The organism is Xylanimonas allomyrinae (assembly GCF_004135345.1).
Lineage (GTDB): Bacteria > Actinomycetota > Actinomycetes > Actinomycetales > Cellulomonadaceae > Xylanimonas > Xylanimonas allomyrinae.
Genome location: NZ_CP035495.1, coordinates 3272029 through 3291247, shown reverse-complemented (window position 1 = coordinate 3291247; position 19219 = coordinate 3272029). Strand labels below are relative to the sequence as shown.

Below are 19219 nucleotides of genomic sequence, written 5' to 3'. Positions count from 1 at the left end.
GGCCGCCGTCAGCGGTAGCGGTACAGCCTGACCCTCTGCACCGCGAACCTGCCCGGCTCCAGCCGCACGTGCCTGCCCTGGTGCGTCTGGTCACCGTTGAGCCGGCGCTCGCGCCGCCACGTGCCGCCGTCGTAGCGCCCCTCCTCGCACGTGAGGATGCCGACGACGTCGCCGCCCGGCTCGGTGTCGTGGAAGGTGAGCGTCACGCCGATCCCCGCGACGACCAGCTCGTCGCGGCCCGTGCGGATCACGATCGCGGCAGCCGGCAGCCGGGTCGTCCCGGCCGCCTGACCGGCCTCGTTGATGACGCCGTCGGCGAGCGACGGCGCCGGGACCCGCTCGTAGGTCGCTTCGAGCACGACGTCGGCAAGCCGCACCCGGTGCGGGGACCGCATGTCGTCGGCGGGCGGCAGCAGGCCCGTCATCGACCCGTCGCCCGCGTGCGCGGCGATGAGCGGCGTGAGCTGTGCGACGACGTCGTAGGCACCGGTGAGCATCGCGGCGGCGTCACCGTCGACGGACTCGACGCCGAACGGTGAGAACCCGAGCGCCCCGTGGCGGCCGAACGCGTAGAGCGCGTTGGCGGCGGCGTCGATGCTGCGCAGCGCCTCGGGCACGAACAGCGGGTTGCCGGCGGCCGCGTACGCGTCGGCCCAGTGCGCGAAGTCCGGGAAGTAGATGTCGGGCGCGATGAAGTCGAGCGCCGGGGCGCCGGCGCGCCACACCTCCGCGAGGTGCGGCAGCGGCCCCGCGCTCGGGTACTGGCCGGGCCGCGCGCCCGGGCGGATCAACGCGGCGTTGGTGTACATCGGCAGGTCGAGCTCGGCCTTGCCCGCCGCGGCGACGGCGTCGACGTACCGTGCGAAGGCCCACGCCTGGAAGACCTCCTCGGCCTCGGGGCCCGTGCCGAACACCTCCGTCCAGGTGCCCTCGCCGCGACGGCGGCGGGCCCGGGCCGGGGCGGCCTCGCGGGTGGGGCCGGCGGACGCGCGGTGGAGGTGCGCGGGGCGACGGAGCGCGGGAACCGGGCCCGTGAAGGCCTCCTCGGCCTGCGGGCTGTGGTCGCGGGCCTCCGGGACCATCCCGACCTCGTTCTCGACCTGGACCATCACCACCGTGTGGCCACGGTCAACCTCACGCAGGTGAGCCATGAGCGCCGCGAAGGCGCGCGCGTCGGCGTCGCGGTTGGCGTCCGCGAACGGTGTGAGGATCTCCAACGGCTCGCCGCGGGACGTGCGCGCTCGCGGGAATCGGGCCACATCGGCCTTGACCCAGCCGGGCGCATAGCAGGACATCGAGTTCTTCCACGAACCGAACCACAGCACCACGAGCCGCATCCCGTGTGCCCGGGCGTCCTCGAGCAGCTCGTCGACGCTCGACCAGTCGAACGCACCCTCCGCCGGCTCGATCGCCTCCCAGGTCACCGGGGCGACGACGGTGTTGAGCCCCATCGCCCGCAGACGCGGCCACACCGAGGCCAGGGTGGCACGCTCGGCGCTCGAGTTCCCCAGCTCGCCTCCCCGGATGACGAAGGGCTCGTCGTCGACCAGCAGGCGCGTCGCGGAGCCTGAGCGGTCCAGCCGGGGAAGAGACGTCACGGCTTGCGATCCTATGCCGACGGCCCTGCCCCTCCTGGCGGAAAGGCAGGGCCGTCGGCGGATTTCACTCGGCGGAGGCGGACAGTTCCCCCGTCGGCGGCAGGTCGCTGCTGCCCGAACGGGCGACATCGGTTCCCGACGGCGCCCCGACGGTCACGGGCTCACGCTCGGCCGGCTTCGGCTCGCCGCGGAACGTGAACTCCCCGAGGATGCCCTCGCCCTGGCTGTCGATCACGACCTTCTCGCCCGCCTTGAGGTCACCGAACAGGATCTTCTCGGACAGCGTGTCCTCGATCTCCCGCTGGATGGCCCGCTTGAGCGGACGGGCGCCGAGCACCGGGTCGTAGCCCTTCTCCGCGAGCAGGTTCTTGGCGGCGGGCGTCAGCTCGATCGCCATGTCCTTGTCGCGCAGGCGGCGGTCCAGCTTGGCGATCTCGAGGTCGACGATCTCGACGATCTCCTTCTGGGTGAGCTGCGGGAACACCACCACGTCGTCGACGCGGTTGAGGAACTCGGGGCGGAAGTGCTGCTTGAGCTCCTCGTTGACCTTGGCCTTCATGCGCTCGTAGGAGGTCACCAGGTCGCCGCCGGCCTGGAAGCCGGTCTGGACGCCCTTGGCGATGTCCCGCGTGCCGAGGTTGGTGGTCATGATGATCACGGTGTTCTTGAAGTCCACCACGCGGCCCTGCGAGTCGGTCAGGCGGCCGTCCTCGAGCACCTGCAGCAGCGAGTTGAAGATGTCGGCGTGCGCCTTCTCCACCTCGTCGAACAGGACCACGGAGAACGGACGACGCCGCACCTTCTCGGTGAGCTGGCCACCCTCGTCGTAGCCGACGTAGCCGGGGGGCGAGCCGAAGAGCCGCGAGACCGTGTGCTTCTCGCTGAACTCCGACATGTCGAGCTGGATGAGCGCGTCCTCGTCGCCGAACAGGAACTCCGCCAGCGCCTTGGCCAGCTCCGTCTTCCCGACGCCCGTGGGGCCGGCGAAGATGAACGAGCCACCGGGACGCTTCGGGTCCTTGAGGCCGGCCCGCGTGCGGCGGATGGCCTGCGACAGCGCCTTGATCGCGGCCTCCTGGCCGACGACGCGCTTGTGCAGCTCCTGCTCCATGTGCAGCAGGCGGCTCGACTCCTCCTCGGTGAGCTTGACGACGGGAATGCCCGTCGACATCGCGAGCACCTCGGCGACCAGCTCCTCGTCGACCGTGGCGACCGTGTCGAGGTCGCCCGAGCGCCATGCGCGCTCACGGTCGGCACGCTTCGCGGTGAGCTGCTTCTCCTTGTCGCGCAGCCCGGCGGCCTTCTCGAAGTCCTGCTCGTCGATCGCGGACTCCTTCTCGCGCCGCGCCTCGGCGATCTCCTCGTCCAGCACCTTGAGCTCGGGCGGGGCCGTCATGCGGCGGATGCGCAGGCGCGCGCCCGCCTCGTCGATCAGGTCGATCGCCTTGTCGGGCAGGAACCGGTCGTTGATGTACCGGTCCGCCAGGGTCGCCGCCGTGACGAGGGCACCGTCCGTGATGGACACGCGGTGGTGCGCCTCGTACCGGTCGCGCAGACCCTTGAGGATCTCGATGGCGTGCTGCAGCGACGGCTCGGCCACCTGGATCGGCTGGAAGCGGCGCTCCAGCGCCGGGTCCTTCTCGACGTACTTGCGGTACTCGTCGAGCGTGGTCGCGCCGATGGTCTGCAGCTCGCCACGGGCCAGCATGGGCTTGAGGATCGACGCGGCGTCGATCGCGCCCTCGGCGGCACCCGCACCGACGAGCGTGTGGATCTCGTCGATGAACAGGATGATGTCGCCGCGCGTGCGGATCTCCTTGAGCACCTTCTTCAGGCGCTCCTCGAAGTCACCGCGGTAGCGCGAGCCGGCCACGAGGGCGCCCAGGTCGAGCGTGTAGAGCTGCTTGTCCTTGAGCGTCTCGGGCACGTCGCCGCGCACGATGTCCTGCGCCAGGCCCTCGACGACGGCCGTCTTGCCGACGCCGGGCTCGCCGATCAGCACCGGGTTGTTCTTGGTGCGGCGCGACAGCACCTGCATGACGCGCTCGATCTCCTTGCCACGGCCGATGACCGGGTCGAGCTTGCCCTCGCGGGCGGCCTGGGTGAGGTTGCGGCCGAACTGGTCGAGCACCGCCGAGCCCGAGGGCTGGCCCTCCTGGGGGCCGCCGGCAGCGACCGGCTCCTTGCCCTGGTAGCCCGACAGGAGCTGGATGACCTGCTGGCGCACCTTGTTGAGGTCGGCACCCATCTTGGTGAGCACCTGGGCGGCGACACCCTCGCCCTCGCGGATGAGGCCGAGCAGGATGTGCTCGGTGCCGATGTAGTTGTGACCGAGCTGCAGCGCCTCGCGCAGCGAGAGCTCCAGCACCTTCTTGGCGCGCGGCGTGAACGGGATGTGCCCGCTCGGGGCCTGCTGGCCCTCGCCGATGATCTCCGTCACCTGTGTGCGCACGCCGTCGAGCGAGATGCTGAGCGACTCGAGCGCCTTCGCGGCAACGCCCTCACCCTCGTGGATGAGGCCGAGCAGGATGTGCTCGGTGCCGATGTAGTTGTGGTTGAGCATCCGCGCCTCTTCCTGGGCGAGGACGACCACCCGACGGGCACGGTCGGTAAAACGTTCGAACATGGGCTGCTCCTCACGCGGGCGTGCAACGACTCTATTCGCTCCCAACGAGCCGATCCCCCGAGTTCTGCCTTTGTTCGCCAGCGGCGTGATCACGGGCCTGGGGCCGTGCCGCGGCACGACGGCCCGAGCGCGCGGCGCGCCCGATGGACAGCCGCCGGTACGCGTTGCACGCTCGGTCCAGGGCGTCGTCCGACGCAGCACCCCGGACGGAGGAAAGCCATGGAGACGTCGTGGGAACGACTCGTCGCACGCTTCGCGCGCTTCCCGGGCGTCGTCGCGGAGATCGACGACCCGCTGACCTGGGGGCTCGACCTCGAGGAGGAGAACGTCACCGGCGACGACGGCCCCGCCGACCCGACGTCGGCCCGGTTCATGCGCGTCTACCGCTCCTTCGCGGGCGAGACGGTCGAGGTCGAGACAATGCGCGGCCTCTGCCCCGTCGACCTCGCCGACGACGTCGTGCGCGCGGCGGCGTCGGGGGCGCTCGCCGCACCGCTGCACGCCGACCTGCACCAGCCTGACTTCGCGGACCAGTACGACGACTACAAGAGCGCGATGCGTGCCGTCATCGCCGCGGTCGGCGAGGTGCCCCTCGTGACCGGCACCTTCACCATGGACGGCGCCGACGTCCCGTGCTGGCGCGTGACCGCCCGCGGGTCACCGCCGTCCTGGCCTCGCACCGGGCGCGCGCCGTCGTCGTCGCCGGGCCGCAGGACCTCGTCGACGCCGTCGACGTCGTCATGCGGCCCGTGCGCAGCCTGCTGCACCAGGCGGACGGCGCCTGACCGGAACTGTGCGCGACTCGCTGCCGCCTCCCCCTGCTGCGGCGCGGGCCGCGCCCCTATGCTGCCCGCAGGGCGCCCGCGCGGGCGCCGAGCGACGACAGGAGGACCTGGCGATGCACGGTGTCGTGGTCGGTGTGAGCGGTTCGCCCGAGGCGGACGTCGCCCTCGACTGGGCCCTGGCCGAAGCGGCGTCTCGCGCGGTGCCGCTCACGGCCGTCATGGCATGGACGGGGCCACGCGGCGTGCAGCCGCACGAGTACCAGGACCTGCTCGAACGGCAACGCGAGGACCTGCTCACGCTGCTCGACACCGCCGTGCGGCGCACCGGCCTGGCCGACGTCGAGGCCGCCGCGCAGGTCGCCGAGGGCGACCCGCCCGAAGCGCTCCTGGCGGCGGCGCAGGACGTGGACCTGCTGGTTCTCGGCCGACGACGCCGCGGCCGGCTCGGCCGCCTCGTGCTCGGGTCGGTGTCCTCCGAGGTGGTCGAGCGTGCCGAGGTGCCGGTCACGGTGGTCCGCGCCGACGGCGCAGGACCGACCGACGACGACGAGGCCGACGGCACGCGCGTCGTCGTCGGCGTCGACACCTCCGGGTCGTCGATGCTGGCGCTCCAGCACGGCGCCGAGGTCGCCGCACGAACCGGCGGCGTGCTCGAGGCGGTGTTCGCGTGGCAGATCACCACGCTCGCGCCGCTGCCCGGGTCGTGGGGGTGGGCCCCGCCGCTCGACGAGTACGAGAGCTTCGCGGCCGACCGGCTCGACGAGGCGATCGAGGCCGCCGGGATCACGCTTCCGCCCGAACAGCTCGTCCGCAACCTCGTCCACAAGTCGCCCGCCGCGGCCCTCATCGAGGCGTCGACGGCGGCCGGGCGCGTCGTCGTCGGCGCGCGGGGCCTGGGCGGGTTCGACCGGCTGCTGCTGGGCTCGGTGAGCCGGCAGGTGCTGGAGTACGCGGCGTGCCCCGTGACGGTGGTGCGCTGAGCACCGTGGGCTCCGCCGCAGGACTGCTGCTGACACCCGGGGCAGGCGCGAGCCGCGACCACCCTGCGCTCGTCGCGGTCGAGGCCGCGCTGGCCCCGCTGCCGGTCCGCCGGCTCGACTTCCCGTACCGGCTGGCGGGCCGGCGCATGCCCGACCGGCCGCCCGTCGCCGTCGCGCACCTGCGCGCCGAGGCGCAGCGGTTCGCCGACGATCTGGGCGTCGGCACCGAGGACCTGCTGCTCGGCGGCCGGTCCTACGGCGGGCGCATGTGCTCGATGACGGTGGCCGCGGGCCTCCCCGCCGCGGGACTGGTGCTGCTCAGCTACCCGCTGCACCAGCCGGGCAGGCCCGAGAACCTGCGCGTCACGCACTTCCCCGACCTGCGGGTGCCCGTCCTGTTCGTCTCGGGCGACCGCGACCCGTTCGGCTCCCCCGACGAGCTGGCCGAGCACGCCGCCGCGATCCCCGGGCCGGTCACGCTGGTCACGCTTCCCGGTGCCCACGACGTGCGCGGGCGCGACGCCGAGGTCGCGGACGCCGTCGCCGCCTGGGTTGCGGCGCGGTAGGGCTACCGGCCGCCCGCGGGACTCGCCGGGTACTCCGCCGGGGTCTTCTCCAGCTCGATCGCGATCTCGCGGCGGTTCGCGAGCACCTCGGCACGCTTCTCGTCGCGCTGACGCAACGCGTCGGCCTGCTGCGCCGACGTCAGGTGGTCCCAGTACAGGAGACCGTCGAGGTGCTGCGCCTCGTGGATGAAGCAGCGGGCCAGATACCCGGTGGCGTCGAGCTGGACGGGCGCGCCGTGCTGATCGACGCCGCGGATCGACGCCTCACCCGGGCGAGCCAGCGGCACGTACGCGCCCGGGACCGACAGGCAGCCTTCGTCCTCCGTCTGCGGCTCGGCGTCGAGGCCGACCTCGAGCACCGGGTTGACGACGGCGCCCACGTGGCGGTCACCGCGGTCGTCGGTCAGGTCGTAGACGAACACGCGCAGGTCGACGCCGACCTGCGGTGCGGCGAGCCCGACACCCTCGGCGACGTCCATGGTCGCGAACATGTCGTCGATCAGCCGCGCGAGCTCGGGCGTCGAGAACTCGGTCACCGCCCGCGCGGGAGCGTGCAGCACCGGCTCACCGATCTCCGTGATGCGCAGCACACGCCCCCGCTGCGACTCAGGGGCGTACGCGGGGTACTCGCCGACAGGCTCCCCCAGGAGGTACGTCGTGGGGCGACGGCGGCCGAATCTGCGGGGCATGCACCGAGGGTAAGGCCGGTGCCCCGCGAGACGCGTCAAGGGCCCGATCTCGGCCACCCTCGCGCCGGGGCGCGCGACATCGGCTGAAGTGGACACATGATCCTGGCCTCCTTCTACGAGGGTTCACGGGCCGCCACCGCGGCGGGCCACCGCGAGCGCCTCGACTTCTACCGGACGGTGACCGCGGTGGCGGGCGGCGCACTCGTCGTGATGCTCGGCGCGTTCGCCTGGTCGGCGGTGACGCTGTTCCCCCTCGCCGGAACACACCCCGCACTGGCAGCGACGATCGTGGCGATCAAGTCCGTCGCCGCGGTCGCCGTCGCGCTCGACGCGGCGGCATGCGTGGGGGCGCTGCGCGGCTGGCGGCTCGAGTCGCGCGCGCTCGCGGCGTCGTCGTCGTCGCCCTGACGGGTCCCGGCGCGGACACGTCCCGGCAGAACGCCTACGCGGCCCGGGCCCGCTGCGCCGCACCCGCGGCGGCGACGTCGGCGCGCAGCCGCGGCAGCACGCCCAGCGTGCGCGTGGTGAGCACCCACACGACGACGGCGACCGGCACGATCGCGGTCACCACCCACGCGCGCAGGGACGACGGCACGGCCTCGCGCACCGCCTGCGCACGCGGCACGCCCCCGACGTCGGCGGGCAGCCACTCGGTCAGGAGCTTGGCGATGAGCGACGTCGGCTCGAACGGGCCCAGCGACGTCGCCACGAACAGCGCCACGACCGTCAGCGCCAGCGCGAACGGCCACGCGAAGATGCGCGACTCGGCGTCGAGCACGTCGGCAGCGGCACGCTGCGCCTCGACGACGAACCCGACGGCGAGCACCACGAGCAGCACCCCGAGCTGGGCCGCGAGCAGATCCTCCAGCACCGACGTCTCCAGGTCGCTCGCACGCCGGGTCGGCAGGCCGAACGACAGCCCGACGAGCCCGGCGATGAGCGAGACCAGCGTCAAGGTCGAGGTGAAGGTCGAGATGCGCTCGAACGACTCGCGCGCGGCGCGGCTCACGCTGCGCGACGCCCGGCGCGGAGCCTCCCGGTAGACGACCAGCACCGTCAGCCCCGCGAGCATGATCGCGAGCAGCCAGGCCACCGCCGTCGCACTGATCGCCGCGAGCGCCGCCGAGGCGAGCAGCGGCCCGAACACCGTCGCGTCGACGTCGTCAGCCATGCGGATACCGAGCAGCGGCACGAGCCCCACCAGGGCGAACAGAACCAGACGCACCACCAGCGGGGTCGCGAACGCGCCGATGTCGCTCGCGTCGACCTCGGGGTCGCGGGCACGGATCGTCGCGGCCTCACGGCGCAGGGCCGCGCGCAGGTCGCCCGCCCAGCGTCTGGCCCCGCTCGCCGTCATGTGCCGCTCCCGTCGTGCGCCCGAGTCGAGGTTAGGCCGGGCGCGGGAGATCAGCACAAGGGAGAGGGGTGCTCCGAGGGGGCGACGCGAGATCGCGCGAGCGCGCGCGATGCGGGGCGAGGGGCGCAAGGGCGGATCGGCGGCCGCGATGGCCGGGGCTGTGCGTTGCGGCCGGTCAGGACGTTGAGAGCCACACCGAGGCGTCTTCCACGTCGGCGACGCGCCAGAGCCCACCGTCAACCTGGTCCGCAGGCACGGAAACGCAGACGTCTCCCGTCAGCGTCGCGCCATCGCTGAAGACCGCACCCTGCTTCCACATCGGGTCCGGCGGGACGCAACAGGTCCCTGACAACCCATCAAAGCTAGTGCCCGCAGCAGTCACGAACGGGAACGCGATACCCCCCCAGCGCGATGCGCCCTCGGCGGCGAACCCGAGGCCCTGTTTCGCGGTCTTGCGAGACTCGCCCGGAGCGAGCGGCGCCTCCCATGTCCGGCGGTGTCGACGTTCGCGCGGTGGGCGGCGACATGCGTGGCGGGTCGAGGGCTGAATGGAGGCCGCCGAGCAATGGCCCACCTAATGGCCCCCTGCGGCGCCTCAGGCGCCCCGGCGGCAGCGCTCGCGGACCCTCGTCCAGGCATGCAGAAGGCCCGGAATCTCAACGGATTCCGGGCCTTCTGCTTTCGGAGCCGCCCAAGGGAATCGAACCCTTGACCTATTCATTACGAGTGAATCGCTCTGCCGACTGAGCTAGGGCGGCGTGCTGCACCGTCTCCGGACGGATCGGCGAGCGCGCCTACAGTACCCGACGAGCGCCCCCGAGCCAAAACCGATCAGCAGTGCAGCCCGTCCTTCGGCACGTCCCCGTCGACCAGGAACCCGTCGACCGCGTCGACGATGCACTGGTTCGAGCGCCCGTACGCCGTGTGGCCCTCGCCCTCGTAGGTGACGAGCAGCCCGGAGTCGAGCGTCTTGGCGAGCGACTGCGCCCACGCGTAGGGCGTCGCGGGGTCGTTCGTGGTGCCGATGACGACGATGGGTGGCGCGCCGGCGGCGTGCAGGTCGAACTCCTGGTCGACGACGGGGTACGGCCAGTCGGCGCAGACCAGCCCCGAGTAGGCGAAGAAGCGGCCGACCGTGGGGGCGGCCTGCTCGAGCGCCGCCGCGTCGGCGCGCATCTGGGCCATGTCGGTGGTGCCGCGCCCGTCGAGGCAGCCGACCGCGCGGAAGCCCTCGGCGCTGTTGCCCTCGAAGGTGCCGTCCGGCTGCCGGGCGTTGTAGAAGTCGGCGAGAAACAGCAGCGCGTCGCCCGTGCCCTGGGTGATCACCTCGTCGAGGGCCTGGGTGAGGTACGGCCACGAACGCTGGTCGTACAGCGCCACGGCGATGCCGTAGAACGTCAGGGTCTGCGTGACGCGCCGGTTGCTCTGCGTCGGGTACGGGTCGGTGAGCGCGCGGTCGAGCACGTCGCGCACCTGCCGCAGGCCTTGCTCGACGTCGCCCTTGAGCGGGCAGTTCGCGCCGCCCTGGCAGTCCTTGACGTAGTTGCGCAGCGCCAGCTCGAACCCGCCCGCCTGCTGCTCCGAGGCTTCGTCGGCCGTGAGGTTGGGGTCGACGGCGCCGTCGAGCACCATGTTGCCGACCCGGTCGGGGAACAGTCCCGCATAGGTCGCGCCGAGCTGGGTCCCGTAGGAGAAGCCGAGGTAGTCGAGCTTCTTCTCGCCGACGACGGCGCGGATGAGGTCCATGTCGCGGGCAGCCGACTGCGTGTCGACGTTGCCGAGCAGCGCGCCGGTGTTCTCGCCGCAGGCCTTGGCCCAGGCGGAGTACTCGGCGGCCATCGCGGCCAGCCCGGCGTCGTCGTCGTCGAAGTCCATGGAGAGCGAGGCGTCCTTGCGGGCGTCGTCGAAGCAGACGACGGGGGTGGACCCCTGGACCCCCGCGGGTCGAACGCGACGACGTCGTAGGCGTCGCGGAGCCGTTCGCCGAAGCTTGACCACCCGTCCTTGATCCAGCCGGTGCCGGACTCGCCGGGCCCGCCGGGGTTGACCAGCACCGAGCCTTGCTTGGTGCCTGTCGCCGGGTGCCGGGTGAGAGCGAGCTCGATCGAGCCGGCGCTGGCGTCATGCCACGACAGCGGGGCGTCGATGCGCGCGCACTCGAACCCGTCGTCGCAGCTCGTCCAGGTCACGGACTGGCCGTAGTAGCTCTCGTAGCCCTCAGGGGCTCCGGCGGTCGCGTCGGCCTGCGGAACGCTCACCGATGGCGGCGGCGGCGTCGCTCCCTGTCTGTGGTTGTCCGACCCCCCGCAGCCTGCCAGCAATGCCAGGGCGACGATCGAGAGGGCGGAGACGAGGGTTCGCGCGGGGGCGGACGTCAGGCTCACCCGGCCAACTTACCGGCAGCACGCGCCGTGCCGTGTGAACGGTTGGTGAGAACTCGCCTGCTCAGCCCTGCGGTCGGAGCGCGACGGCCATGGCTTCGAGCGCCAGCAGCGGCGCGACGTTCCCGTCGAGCCGCTCGCGCGCCTGGCCGATGGCGTCCATGCGCCGCACGGTCTGCTCGGGCGTCGAGTCGGCGGCGAGCGCCTGCACGACGGCGAGGTCGGCGGGGTCGGCGCCGTTGACGAGCTCGACGTCGGCGCCGATCTGGAGCACCAGCACGTCGCGGTACAGCGACAGCAAGTCGACCATCGAGCGGTCGAGCACGTCCCGCTGGCGGCGCGTGGCCCGGCGCTTCTGGTCGTCCTCGAGCTGCTTGACCTGGCTGCGCAGCCGCGGCGGCAGCGTCTCGCCGTCGGCTGCTCCCAGCGTGCGCAGCAGCGCGGCACGCTCGACCCCGTCGCGTTCCGCGGTCGACGCCGTCGCCTCGGCCTTGGCGACGTCGACGAGCTCGCCGGCGGCGAGCACGGCGTCGCCGACCCCGCGGATGCGGCGGGCGACGGCGAGCACGGCCGAGCGCCGCCGCCGCGCCTCGGGGTCGCGGGCGAGACGGCGGGCGAGTCCCACGTGCGACTGCGCGGCACGCGCGGCAGCCAGCGCCACGGCGGGGTCGGCGCCGTCGCGCCGCACCAGCAGCTCGGCGACCGCCTCGGGCGGGGGCACGCGCAGCGCCACGGCGCGGGCGCGCGAGCGGATGGTGGGCAGCACGTCCTGCGGGCTGGGGGCGCACAGCACCCACACCGTGTGCGGCGGCGGTTCCTCGATGGCCTTGAGCAGCACGTTGGTGGTGCGTTCGAGCATGCGGTCGGCGTCCTCGACGACGATGACGCGGAACCGGCCGGCCGACGGCGTGCGTGCCGCGGTGCCGATGAGCGAGCGCACCTCGTCGATGCGGATGGTGACCTGGTCGGTGGCGACGACGGTCAGGTCGGGGTGGGTGCCGGCCAGCGTCGTCGTGCACTGGTGGCATGCGCCGCACCCGCCGTCGGGGCACTGGAGCGCCGCGGCGAACGCGCGTGCCGCGACCGACCGGCCCGAGCCGGGCGGGCCGGTGAGCAGCCACGCGTGCGTCATCGAGCGCGGGTCGCAGACCGCCCGCTGCAGCACCTCGACGGCGGCGGGCTGCCCGACGACGTCGTCCCAGACGCTCATCGGCCGTCTGCCGCGCCGGACCGTGCCTGCGGCAGCCGGGGGGCGACGGCCGCGCGCACCTGCGCGTGGACCTGGTCGACGGTTCCCGCGGCGTCGACCACGACCCAGCGGGCCGGGTCCGTTCCCGCGCGGCTCAGGTAGGCCTCACGCGTGCGCCGGTGGAAGTCGTCGCCCGCACGCTCCAGGCGGTCGGGGTCGCCCGTCATGCGGGCCGCCGACGTCGCGGGGTCGACGTCGAGCAGGATCGTCAGGTCCGGGAGCAGGCCTTGCACGGCCCACAGCGACAGCCGTTCGACCTCGGCCTCCCCCAGCTCGCGCCCGCCCGCCTGGTAGGCGACCGACGAGTCCAGGTACCGGTCGGTGACGACGACGGCGCCACGCTCCAGGGCGGGCCGCACGAGCGACGCGACGTGGTGGGCGCGGTCGGCGGCGTACAGCAGCGCCTCGGTGCGCGGGTCCATGTCCTGCCCGTGCAGGATCACCTGCCGCAGCTCGGCGCCGAGCGCGGTGCCGCCCGGTTCGCGCGTCACCACGACCTCGCGCCCGGTGAGCGTGCCCAGCCAGTCGCCCAGGAGGCGCGCCTGCGTCGTCTTGCCGCCGCCGTCGCCGCCCTCGAACGACACGAAGTACCCGGGTGTGCTCACGCCGCTCACCCTAACCGCGGGCTCCGACAGCGACCACGAGCGCCGACGCAGCCCGCCACGGGGCCGCAGTGGCCCACGTCACGTCCTACGGCGCCCAGGTAGGCTCGCCCGGACCGGTGTGGTCGGTCCACACTGGGGTGTACGCCACTGATCAGCTTGGAGGACGACATGACGGACCGTTCGACCGCCACCCCACTCACTGACGAGCAGTCGTGGGAGGTGCTGGGCCTCCAGAAGATCGGACGCCTCGCCACGGCCGTCGCCGGTGACGTCGAGATCTTCCCCGTGAACTACGCCGCGACCAAGCGCCGCATCTTCGTCCGGACCGCGCCGGGCTCCAAGCTCGCCGAGATCGCCGTCAACGGCCGCATCGCGTTCGAGGTCGACGAGATCGGCACGGACCTCGCCTACAGCGTCGTGCTCAAGGGCACCGCCGAGATCCTGGAGCACGACGACGACATCACGGACGCCGAGGCGACCGGGCTGCTGACCTACCTCGACACGCACAAGCCCGTGTGGCTGCGCATCACGCCCACCGAGGTGTCGGGACGCCGCTTCACGCGCTGAGCCAGCGCCGTCGTCACTCCCCCGGGTAGACCACGCCGAGCTGACGGCGAGCCTCGTCGAGGATCGCCATCACCTCGATCGTGTCCTGCCAGGGGTGGCGGGGCGACGCCGTGACGCCCGCGGCGACCAGGCGCGCGACCTCGGCGGCCTCGTAGGCCTTGCCCTCGCCGCGCGGCGAGGTGAAGTCCCAGCTCGTGCCGTCGGCACGGGTCACCACGAGGTCCGCCGGCATGAAGAACTCGCGCGGGACCTCGACCCGCCCGCGCGTGCCGACGACGGTCGCGGCGTGCGGGCCCGCGGCGCGCGACGACGTGTGCAGCACGGCGTGCTGCCCGCCGTCCCATTCCAGGACGAGGGCGACGTGGTCGTCGACCCCGGTGGGCGCGCGCGTCCCGCGCACGGTGACCGACGACGGCGCCCCGAGCAGGTCGTGCGCGAACGCGACCGGGTAGATGCCCAGGTCGAGCAGGGCGCCGCCCGCCAGCCCGGGCGCGAAGATCCGGTGCGCCGGGTCGTAGGGGAAGAACACGTCGAACTCGGCCTCAATGGTGACGACCGTGCCGATCTCGCCGCGCGCGATCGCGCCGCGCAGCGCGGCGACGTGCGGCAGGAACCGCGTCCACATGGCCTCCATGAGGAACACGCCCGCCTCGCGGGCGGCGTCGAGCAGCACCCGCGACTCGGCCGCCGAGCGCGCCAGGGGCTTCTCGACGAGCACGTGCTTGCCGGCCCGCACGGCGAGCAGCGCGTGCTCCAGGTGGTGGGAGTGCGGGGTGGCCACGTACACGACGTCGACGCCGGGGTCGGCGACGAGCGCCTCGTAGGAGCCGTGCGCGCGTGCGCCCGGGGCGTGCGCGGCGGCGAACTCCTGGGCCTTGGCGGCAGACCGTGAGCCGACGGCCACGACGGACGCGCGCGTGCGCTCGCGGACGCCGTCGCTGAACGATGCCGCGATCGTTCCGGCGCCGAGGATGCCCCAGCGGATCGCGGGGGCGGAGAGCAGGTCGGGCACGGTGCCGTCGAGGTCGGCGGCGGTGAGGCGGGCGGCATACGCGTGGGGCTGGGCCATGTTCGGCAACGTACCGCCCGCTGGACACACTTGCAGTCACCCTGACCCGAAGGTGTAGCATCCGTTCTAGTCATACCGACTTTTACTCAGGTCAGACCACGGACCGCGACCTTCGGGGGTGTGCGTGCACGACATCGGCCTCGCCGTCTCCACGGTCATCTTCGCGCTCCGCCCGCACCCCACCACGCACCGCCCGGTGCTGTCGATCCCCTGGTGCGGCGCACCCGCGAGCCCTACGAGGGCCAGTGGGCGCTGCCCGGAGGCTGGGTCACCGTCACGGAGTCCCTCGCGGCCTCCGCAGGCCGCACGCTCGTCGAGACGACGGGGGTGCGCCCCTCCTACCTGGAGCAGCTCTACACGTTCGGCGACCCCGGCCGGTCACCCGGCGGACGGGTCGTCAGCGTCGTCTACTGGGCGCTGGTGCGCCCCGAGGAGATCGGCGAGCGCCCGCCCTCGGGCAAGGGCCCCGCCCGCGACACCGCGAACGTGCGGTGGTTCGTCGCCGACTCCCTGGCCGAGGGCGACCCGCACCTGGCGTTCGACCACGACCGCGTCGTCGAGTACGCGCTGTGGCGGCTGCGCACCAAGGTCGAGTACTCGGCCATCGCCCAGGGGTTCCTGGGCGAGACCTTCACGCTCAGCGAGCTCCGGCAGGTCCACGAGGCCGTGCTGGACCGCGAGCTCGACCCCGCAAACTTCCGCCGCCAGGTGGAGGCCTCCGGCGTCATCGTCGCCACCGGGGAGCGCGTGACCGGTGGCAGGCACCGGCCACCACGGCTGTACCGCTTCGACACGTCGGCGACCCTCGTGGACAACGGTCCCCTGGGCGACGACGCTCCCTTCCCCTCACCTGGAGAACGGCAATGACCTCCGTGGACCTCCTCGTGCAGGCCGCGCCCAGCGCGACCTGTGACTCCGGCCTCGCACAGGGGCCGTGGGACTTCGACACCGTGCCCGGCTACGGCCCCGGCGCCTCCCTCGACGACACCGCCCCCGCGTCCTCGCCCCGCCAGGGCGCGCTGCCCGCGCAGTACCGCGAGGCCGGCGACGACGAGCTGAGCGACCGGATCGCCGCCGCGCGTGCCGCGCTCGGCCCGCGCGCCGTCGTGCTCGGCCACTTCTACCAGCGCGACGAGATCGTGCAGCACGCCGACTTCCTGGGCGACTCGTTCCAGCTCGCCAACGCCGCCCAGACCGTGCCCGACGCCGAGGCCATCGTCTTCTGCGGCGTGCACTTCATGGCCGAGACGGCCGACGTGCTGGCCAAGCCCGGCCAGACCGTGATCCTGCCCAACCTCGCGGCCGGCTGCTCGATGGCGGACATGGCCGACATCGACGCCGTCGAGGACGCGTGGGCCCAGCTCACCGCGCTCTACGGCGACGAGCCCGACGCCGACGGGCGCGCGCCCGTCATCCCCGTGACGTACATGAACTCGGCCGCCGACCTCAAGGCGTTCTGCGGCCGCCACGGCGGCATCGTGTGCACGTCGTCCAACGCCGAGACCGTGCTGGAGTGGGCGTTCGAGCGCGGGCAGCGCGTGCTGTTCTTCCCCGACCAGCACCTGGGGCGCAACACCGCCAAGAAGCTCGGCGTGCCGCTCGACCGGATGCCCCTGTGGAACCCGCGCCTCACGCTGGGCGGCTCCAGCGCCGAGGACCTGCGCGACGCGCGCGTCATCCTGTGGCACGGGTTCTGCTCCGTCCACAAGCGCTTCACCGTCGGCCAGATCGAGCAGGCCCGCGCCGAGCACCCCGGCGTGCGGGTCATCGTGCACCCCGAGTGCGCCATGGCCGTGGTCGACGCGGCCGACGAGGCCGGGTCCACCGACCACATCCGCAAGGCCGTGGCCGCCGCGACCGAGCCGACGACGTTCGCCATCGGCACCGAGATCAACATGGTCAACCGGCTCGCCGCCGAGTTCCCCCAGCACACGATCTTCTGCCTCGACCCCGTCGTCTGCCCCTGCTCGACCATGTACCGCATCCACCCCGGCTACCTCGCCTGGGTGCTCGAGGAGCTCGTGGCCGGGCGCGTCGTCAACCAGGTCACCGTGCCCGACGACGTCGCCGCCGACGCCCGCGTGGCCCTCGAACGGATGCTCGCGGCCAAGCCCAAGCCCGCCACCACCGGATCGGAGGCCCGCTGATGCGTGTCGTCGTCGTCGGCTCCGGCGCTGCCGGGCTGCTCACCGCTTTCCGCGCGGCCACCCGCGGGCACGACGTCGCCCTCGTGACCAAGGCCGACCTGCCCGAGTCCAACACGCGCTACGCCCAGGGCGGCGTCGCCGCGGTCATGGCCGAGGGCGGCCCCGACGGCGACACGATCGACGCCCACGTCGCCGACACCCTCGTCGCGGGCGCCGGGCTGTGCGACGCCGACGCGGTGCGGCTGCTGTGCGCCGAGGGGCCCGAACGCGTGCGCGACCTGCTCGCCCTCGGCCTCGACCTCGACCGTGTCGCCGGGCCCGGCAGCGACCTCGCCCGCGGACGCGAGGCCGCACACTCGGCGGCGCGCGTGCTGCACTCGCACGGCGACGCCACCGGCCTGTCGATCGAGATCGCCCTCATCGACGCCGTCCGCACGGTGCCGCTCGAGGTGCACGAGCGCACGATGCTGCGCGACCTGGTCGTCGAGCCCGCGCCGTGCGACGCGGCCGCCCCGCACGCCGGGGCCGGGCGCCGCGTCGTCGGCGTCGACGTCGTGCACGCCGACGGGTCCTCCTCGATCCTGCGCGCCGACGCCGTCGTGCTCGCGACCGGCGGCGCCGGGCAGCTCTTCCGGCACACCACCAACCCCGAGGTCACCACGGGTGACGGCGTCGCCGCCGCCCTGCGCGCCGGGGCCGCCGTCGCCGACCTGGAGTTCTACCAGTTCCACCCCACGGCGCTCGCCGTGCCGGGAACACCGCTCATCTCCGAGGCCGTGCGCGGCGAGGGGGCGGTGCTGCGCGACGCCACCGGCCGCCGCTTCATGCTCGACGTCCACCCCGACGCCGAGCTCGCCCCGCGCGACGTCGTCGCCCGCGGGATCGCCGCGGCCATGGCCGCCCAGGGCGGCACGCCCGTGCTGCTCGACGCCACCGCGCTGGGCGGCGAGCGGCTCGCGCAGCGGTTCCCCGGCATCACCGCGACCCTCCAGGCGCACGGGTTCGACTGGGGCACCGAGCCGGTGCCCGTGACCCCCGCCGCGCACTACTGGATGGGCGGCATCCGCACCGACCTGTCGGGGCGCACGTCGCTGCCCGGTCTCTTCGCGGTCGGCGAGGCCGCGTGCACGGGCGTCCACGGGGCCAACCGGCTCGCGTCGAACTCGCTGCTCGAAGCGCTCGTGTTCGGGTGGCGGGCCGCGGCGGCGATCGAGGACGAGGCGTGGCCGACGACGGCGGTCGGGGCGCACGTGCTGCCCACACCGGGCCACACCGCGACCGTGCACCCGGCCGCACGCCCTGCCGCCGACCCCGGGCGGCCCGGCCGCATCGCGCACCGGGTGCTGCCGCCGCACCGGGGCGCGCCGCACGCCGCCGCCCCGGCCGTGCTCGACCGCGCCGGGCTCCAGTCGCTCCTGTGGGAGCACGCCGGCCTGGTGCGCGGCGCCGACGGGCTGCGGCACGCCGCCGACGTGATCGACGGGGCCGTGCGCCCGCCGCGCGCCGACGCGTTCGGCGCACTGGAGGACCGCAACCTGTTCGAGCTGGGCCGCGCCCTCGTCACGGCCGCGCTCGCACGCACCGAGTCGCGCGGCGGGCACGCCCGCTCCGACTTCCCCGCGCCCGACGACGCCCAGGCCGCCTCCCGCGCCTGGCGTCTGCCCACAGCCGCCCTGGTGCCCGCCACCGCCCCCGCGACCGGAGTCCTCGCATGAGCCTGACCCCCGCCGCCGCGGTCGACGACATCCTGGTGCGCGCGCTCGCCGAGGACGCCCCGTGGGGCGACCTGACGAGCGAGGTGTTCCTGCCCTCCGGCGCCCGCGCGCGGGCCGCGCTCGTGGCCCGCGAGCCGGGCGTCCTGTCCGGGCTGGACGTGTTCGCCCGAGCGTTCACGCTGCTCGACCCGGACGCCGTCGTCGAGCAGCGAGCCGCCGACGGAGAGCGCTTCGCGGCGGGCGACGTGCTCGCCGTCGTCGAGGGTGACGCCCGTGCGGTGCTGCGTGCCGAGCGCATCGGCCTCAACCTCGTCCAGCGCCTGTCCGGCATCGCGACGGCGACCGCCCGCTACGTCGAGGCCGTCGCCGGGACGGGCGCCCGCGTCGTCGACACCCGCAAGACGACGCCGGGGCTGCGCGTCCTGGAGCGGGCAGCGGTGCGCGACGGCGGCGGGCACAACCACCGCTTCTCGCTCTCGGACGCGGTGCTCGCCAAGGACAACCACCTCGCGGTGCTCGCCGCGCAGGGCGTCTCGGTGGGCGACGCGATCCGCGCCGCACGCGCTGCGCTGCCGCACGCCACCACCATCGAGGTCGAGGTCGACCGCCTCGACCAGGTCGAGGAGGTCGTGGCGGCCGGGGTCACCACGATCATGCTCGACAACTTCTCGAACGACGACCTGCGCACCGGCATCGGGATCGTCGCGGGCCGGGCGATCGTCGAGGCGTCGGGCGGCATCACGCTCGACACGATCCGCGGGGTGGCCGAGACCGGGGTCGACGTCATCTCGGTCGGCGCCCTGACCCACGGGGTGCGGTCGCTCGACCTGGGCCTCGACATGGACGTGACGGCGGCGCTGCGCGTCGCGGCCGCCGCCGGCTGAC

The 19219-nt window shown here is 73.6% G+C and carries 16 protein-coding genes, 1 tRNA gene and 1 pseudogene; 9 read left to right on the top strand and 9 right to left on the bottom strand.

Annotated features, from left to right (window positions below):
* Nucleotides 1-8: 8 nt before the first annotated feature.
* Nucleotides 9-1598, bottom strand: a complete 1590-nt coding sequence (locus tag ET495_RS14815) for a GH35 family beta-galactosidase (protein WP_129205418.1) — start codon at nt 1596-1598, stop codon at nt 9-11.
* A gap of 64 nt (nt 1599-1662) precedes the next feature.
* On the bottom strand, nt 1663-4224 hold the full coding sequence (locus ET495_RS14810; RefSeq protein WP_129205417.1) for an ATP-dependent Clp protease ATP-binding subunit: 2562 nt from the start codon (nt 4222-4224) through the stop codon (nt 1663-1665).
* Nucleotides 4225-4856: 632 nt separating this feature from the next.
* Between ET495_RS14810 and ET495_RS18955 the strand changes: the two genes are divergently transcribed.
* From ET495_RS18955 to ET495_RS14795, 3 genes are all read left to right on the top strand, one after another.
* Nucleotides 4857-5009 carry a hypothetical protein gene (locus ET495_RS18955; RefSeq protein ID WP_245993119.1) on the top strand — a complete coding sequence of 51 codons (153 nt, stop codon included), beginning with the start codon at nt 4857-4859 and terminating at the stop codon, nt 5007-5009.
* Nucleotides 5010-5122: 113 nt separating this feature from the next.
* On the top strand, nt 5123-5989 hold the full coding sequence (locus ET495_RS14800; RefSeq protein WP_129205416.1) for a universal stress protein: 867 nt from the start codon (nt 5123-5125) through the stop codon (nt 5987-5989).
* Entirely contained in the window at nt 5965-6555 is a 591-nt protein-coding gene (locus ET495_RS14795) for an alpha/beta hydrolase family protein (protein ID WP_129205415.1), read from the top strand. The genes ET495_RS14800 and ET495_RS14795 overlap by 25 nt, the downstream gene beginning before the upstream one ends.
* A gap of 2 nt (nt 6556-6557) precedes the next feature.
* On the opposite strand, the gene def is transcribed toward ET495_RS14795, so the two are convergent.
* Nucleotides 6558-7244, bottom strand: a complete 687-nt coding sequence (gene def, locus ET495_RS14790) for a peptide deformylase (RefSeq protein ID WP_129205414.1) — start codon at nt 7242-7244, stop codon at nt 6558-6560.
* Nucleotides 7245-7340: 96 nt separating this feature from the next.
* On the opposite strand from def, the gene ET495_RS14785 reads away from it, so the two are divergent.
* Nucleotides 7341-7652: a hypothetical protein gene (locus ET495_RS14785; protein WP_129205413.1), complete on the top strand. Its 312-nt coding sequence runs from the start codon at nt 7341-7343 to the stop codon at nt 7650-7652.
* A gap of 34 nt (nt 7653-7686) precedes the next feature.
* On the opposite strand, the gene ET495_RS14780 is transcribed toward ET495_RS14785, so the two are convergent.
* The 5 genes from ET495_RS14780 to tmk all read right to left on the bottom strand — a co-directional run bounded on the left by ET495_RS14780 (nt 7687) and on the right by tmk (nt 12836).
* Entirely contained in the window at nt 7687-8601 is a 915-nt protein-coding gene (locus ET495_RS14780) for a hypothetical protein (protein WP_129205412.1), read from the bottom strand.
* Between the two features lie 685 nt (nt 8602-9286).
* Nucleotides 9287-9359, bottom strand: a tRNA-Thr gene (locus ET495_RS14775).
* A 73-nt stretch (nt 9360-9432) separates the two neighbouring features.
* Nucleotides 9433-10476, bottom strand: a complete 1044-nt coding sequence (locus ET495_RS14770; protein ID WP_245993117.1) for an alpha/beta hydrolase — start codon at nt 10474-10476, stop codon at nt 9433-9435.
* A 570-nt stretch (nt 10477-11046) separates the two neighbouring features.
* Nucleotides 11047-12192: a DNA polymerase III subunit delta' gene (locus ET495_RS14765; protein ID WP_129205411.1), complete on the bottom strand. Its 1146-nt coding sequence runs from the start codon at nt 12190-12192 to the stop codon at nt 11047-11049.
* A complete protein-coding gene (gene tmk, locus ET495_RS14760) occupies nt 12189-12836 on the bottom strand; it encodes a dTMP kinase (protein ID WP_129205410.1) in 648 nt (215 codons plus the stop codon). Before tmk ends, ET495_RS14765 begins: the two co-directional genes overlap by 4 nt.
* Before the next feature lie 168 nt (nt 12837-13004).
* Here tmk and ET495_RS14755 point away from each other — a divergent pair, with 168 nt between their 5' ends.
* Complete coding sequence (locus ET495_RS14755) at nt 13005-13403, top strand: pyridoxamine 5'-phosphate oxidase family protein (RefSeq protein WP_129205409.1); 399 nt, start codon at nt 13005-13007, stop codon at nt 13401-13403.
* A 13-nt stretch (nt 13404-13416) separates the two neighbouring features.
* Here the strand turns inward: ET495_RS14755 and ET495_RS14750 are convergent, their stop codons facing one another.
* Nucleotides 13417-14472: a Gfo/Idh/MocA family protein gene (locus ET495_RS14750; protein WP_129205408.1), complete on the bottom strand. Its 1056-nt coding sequence runs from the start codon at nt 14470-14472 to the stop codon at nt 13417-13419.
* A gap of 124 nt (nt 14473-14596) precedes the next feature.
* Here ET495_RS14750 and ET495_RS14745 point away from each other — a divergent pair.
* From ET495_RS14745 to nadC, 4 genes and pseudogenes are all read left to right on the top strand, one after another.
* A pseudogene (locus ET495_RS14745) lies at nt 14597-15339 on the top strand (NUDIX hydrolase).
* Nucleotides 15336-16619, top strand: a complete 1284-nt coding sequence (gene nadA, locus ET495_RS14740; RefSeq protein WP_129205407.1) for a quinolinate synthase NadA — start codon at nt 15336-15338, stop codon at nt 16617-16619. The pseudogene ET495_RS14745 and the gene nadA overlap by 4 nt, the downstream one beginning before the upstream one ends.
* Entirely contained in the window at nt 16619-18334 is a 1716-nt protein-coding gene (gene nadB, locus ET495_RS14735; RefSeq protein WP_129205406.1) for an L-aspartate oxidase, read from the top strand. The genes nadA and nadB overlap by 1 nt, the downstream gene beginning before the upstream one ends.
* Nucleotides 18331-19218 carry a carboxylating nicotinate-nucleotide diphosphorylase gene (nadC, locus tag ET495_RS14730; RefSeq protein WP_162616503.1) on the top strand — a complete coding sequence of 296 codons (888 nt, stop codon included), beginning with the start codon at nt 18331-18333 and terminating at the stop codon, nt 19216-19218. The genes nadB and nadC overlap by 4 nt, the downstream gene beginning before the upstream one ends.
* Nucleotide 19219 lies beyond the last annotated feature (1 nt).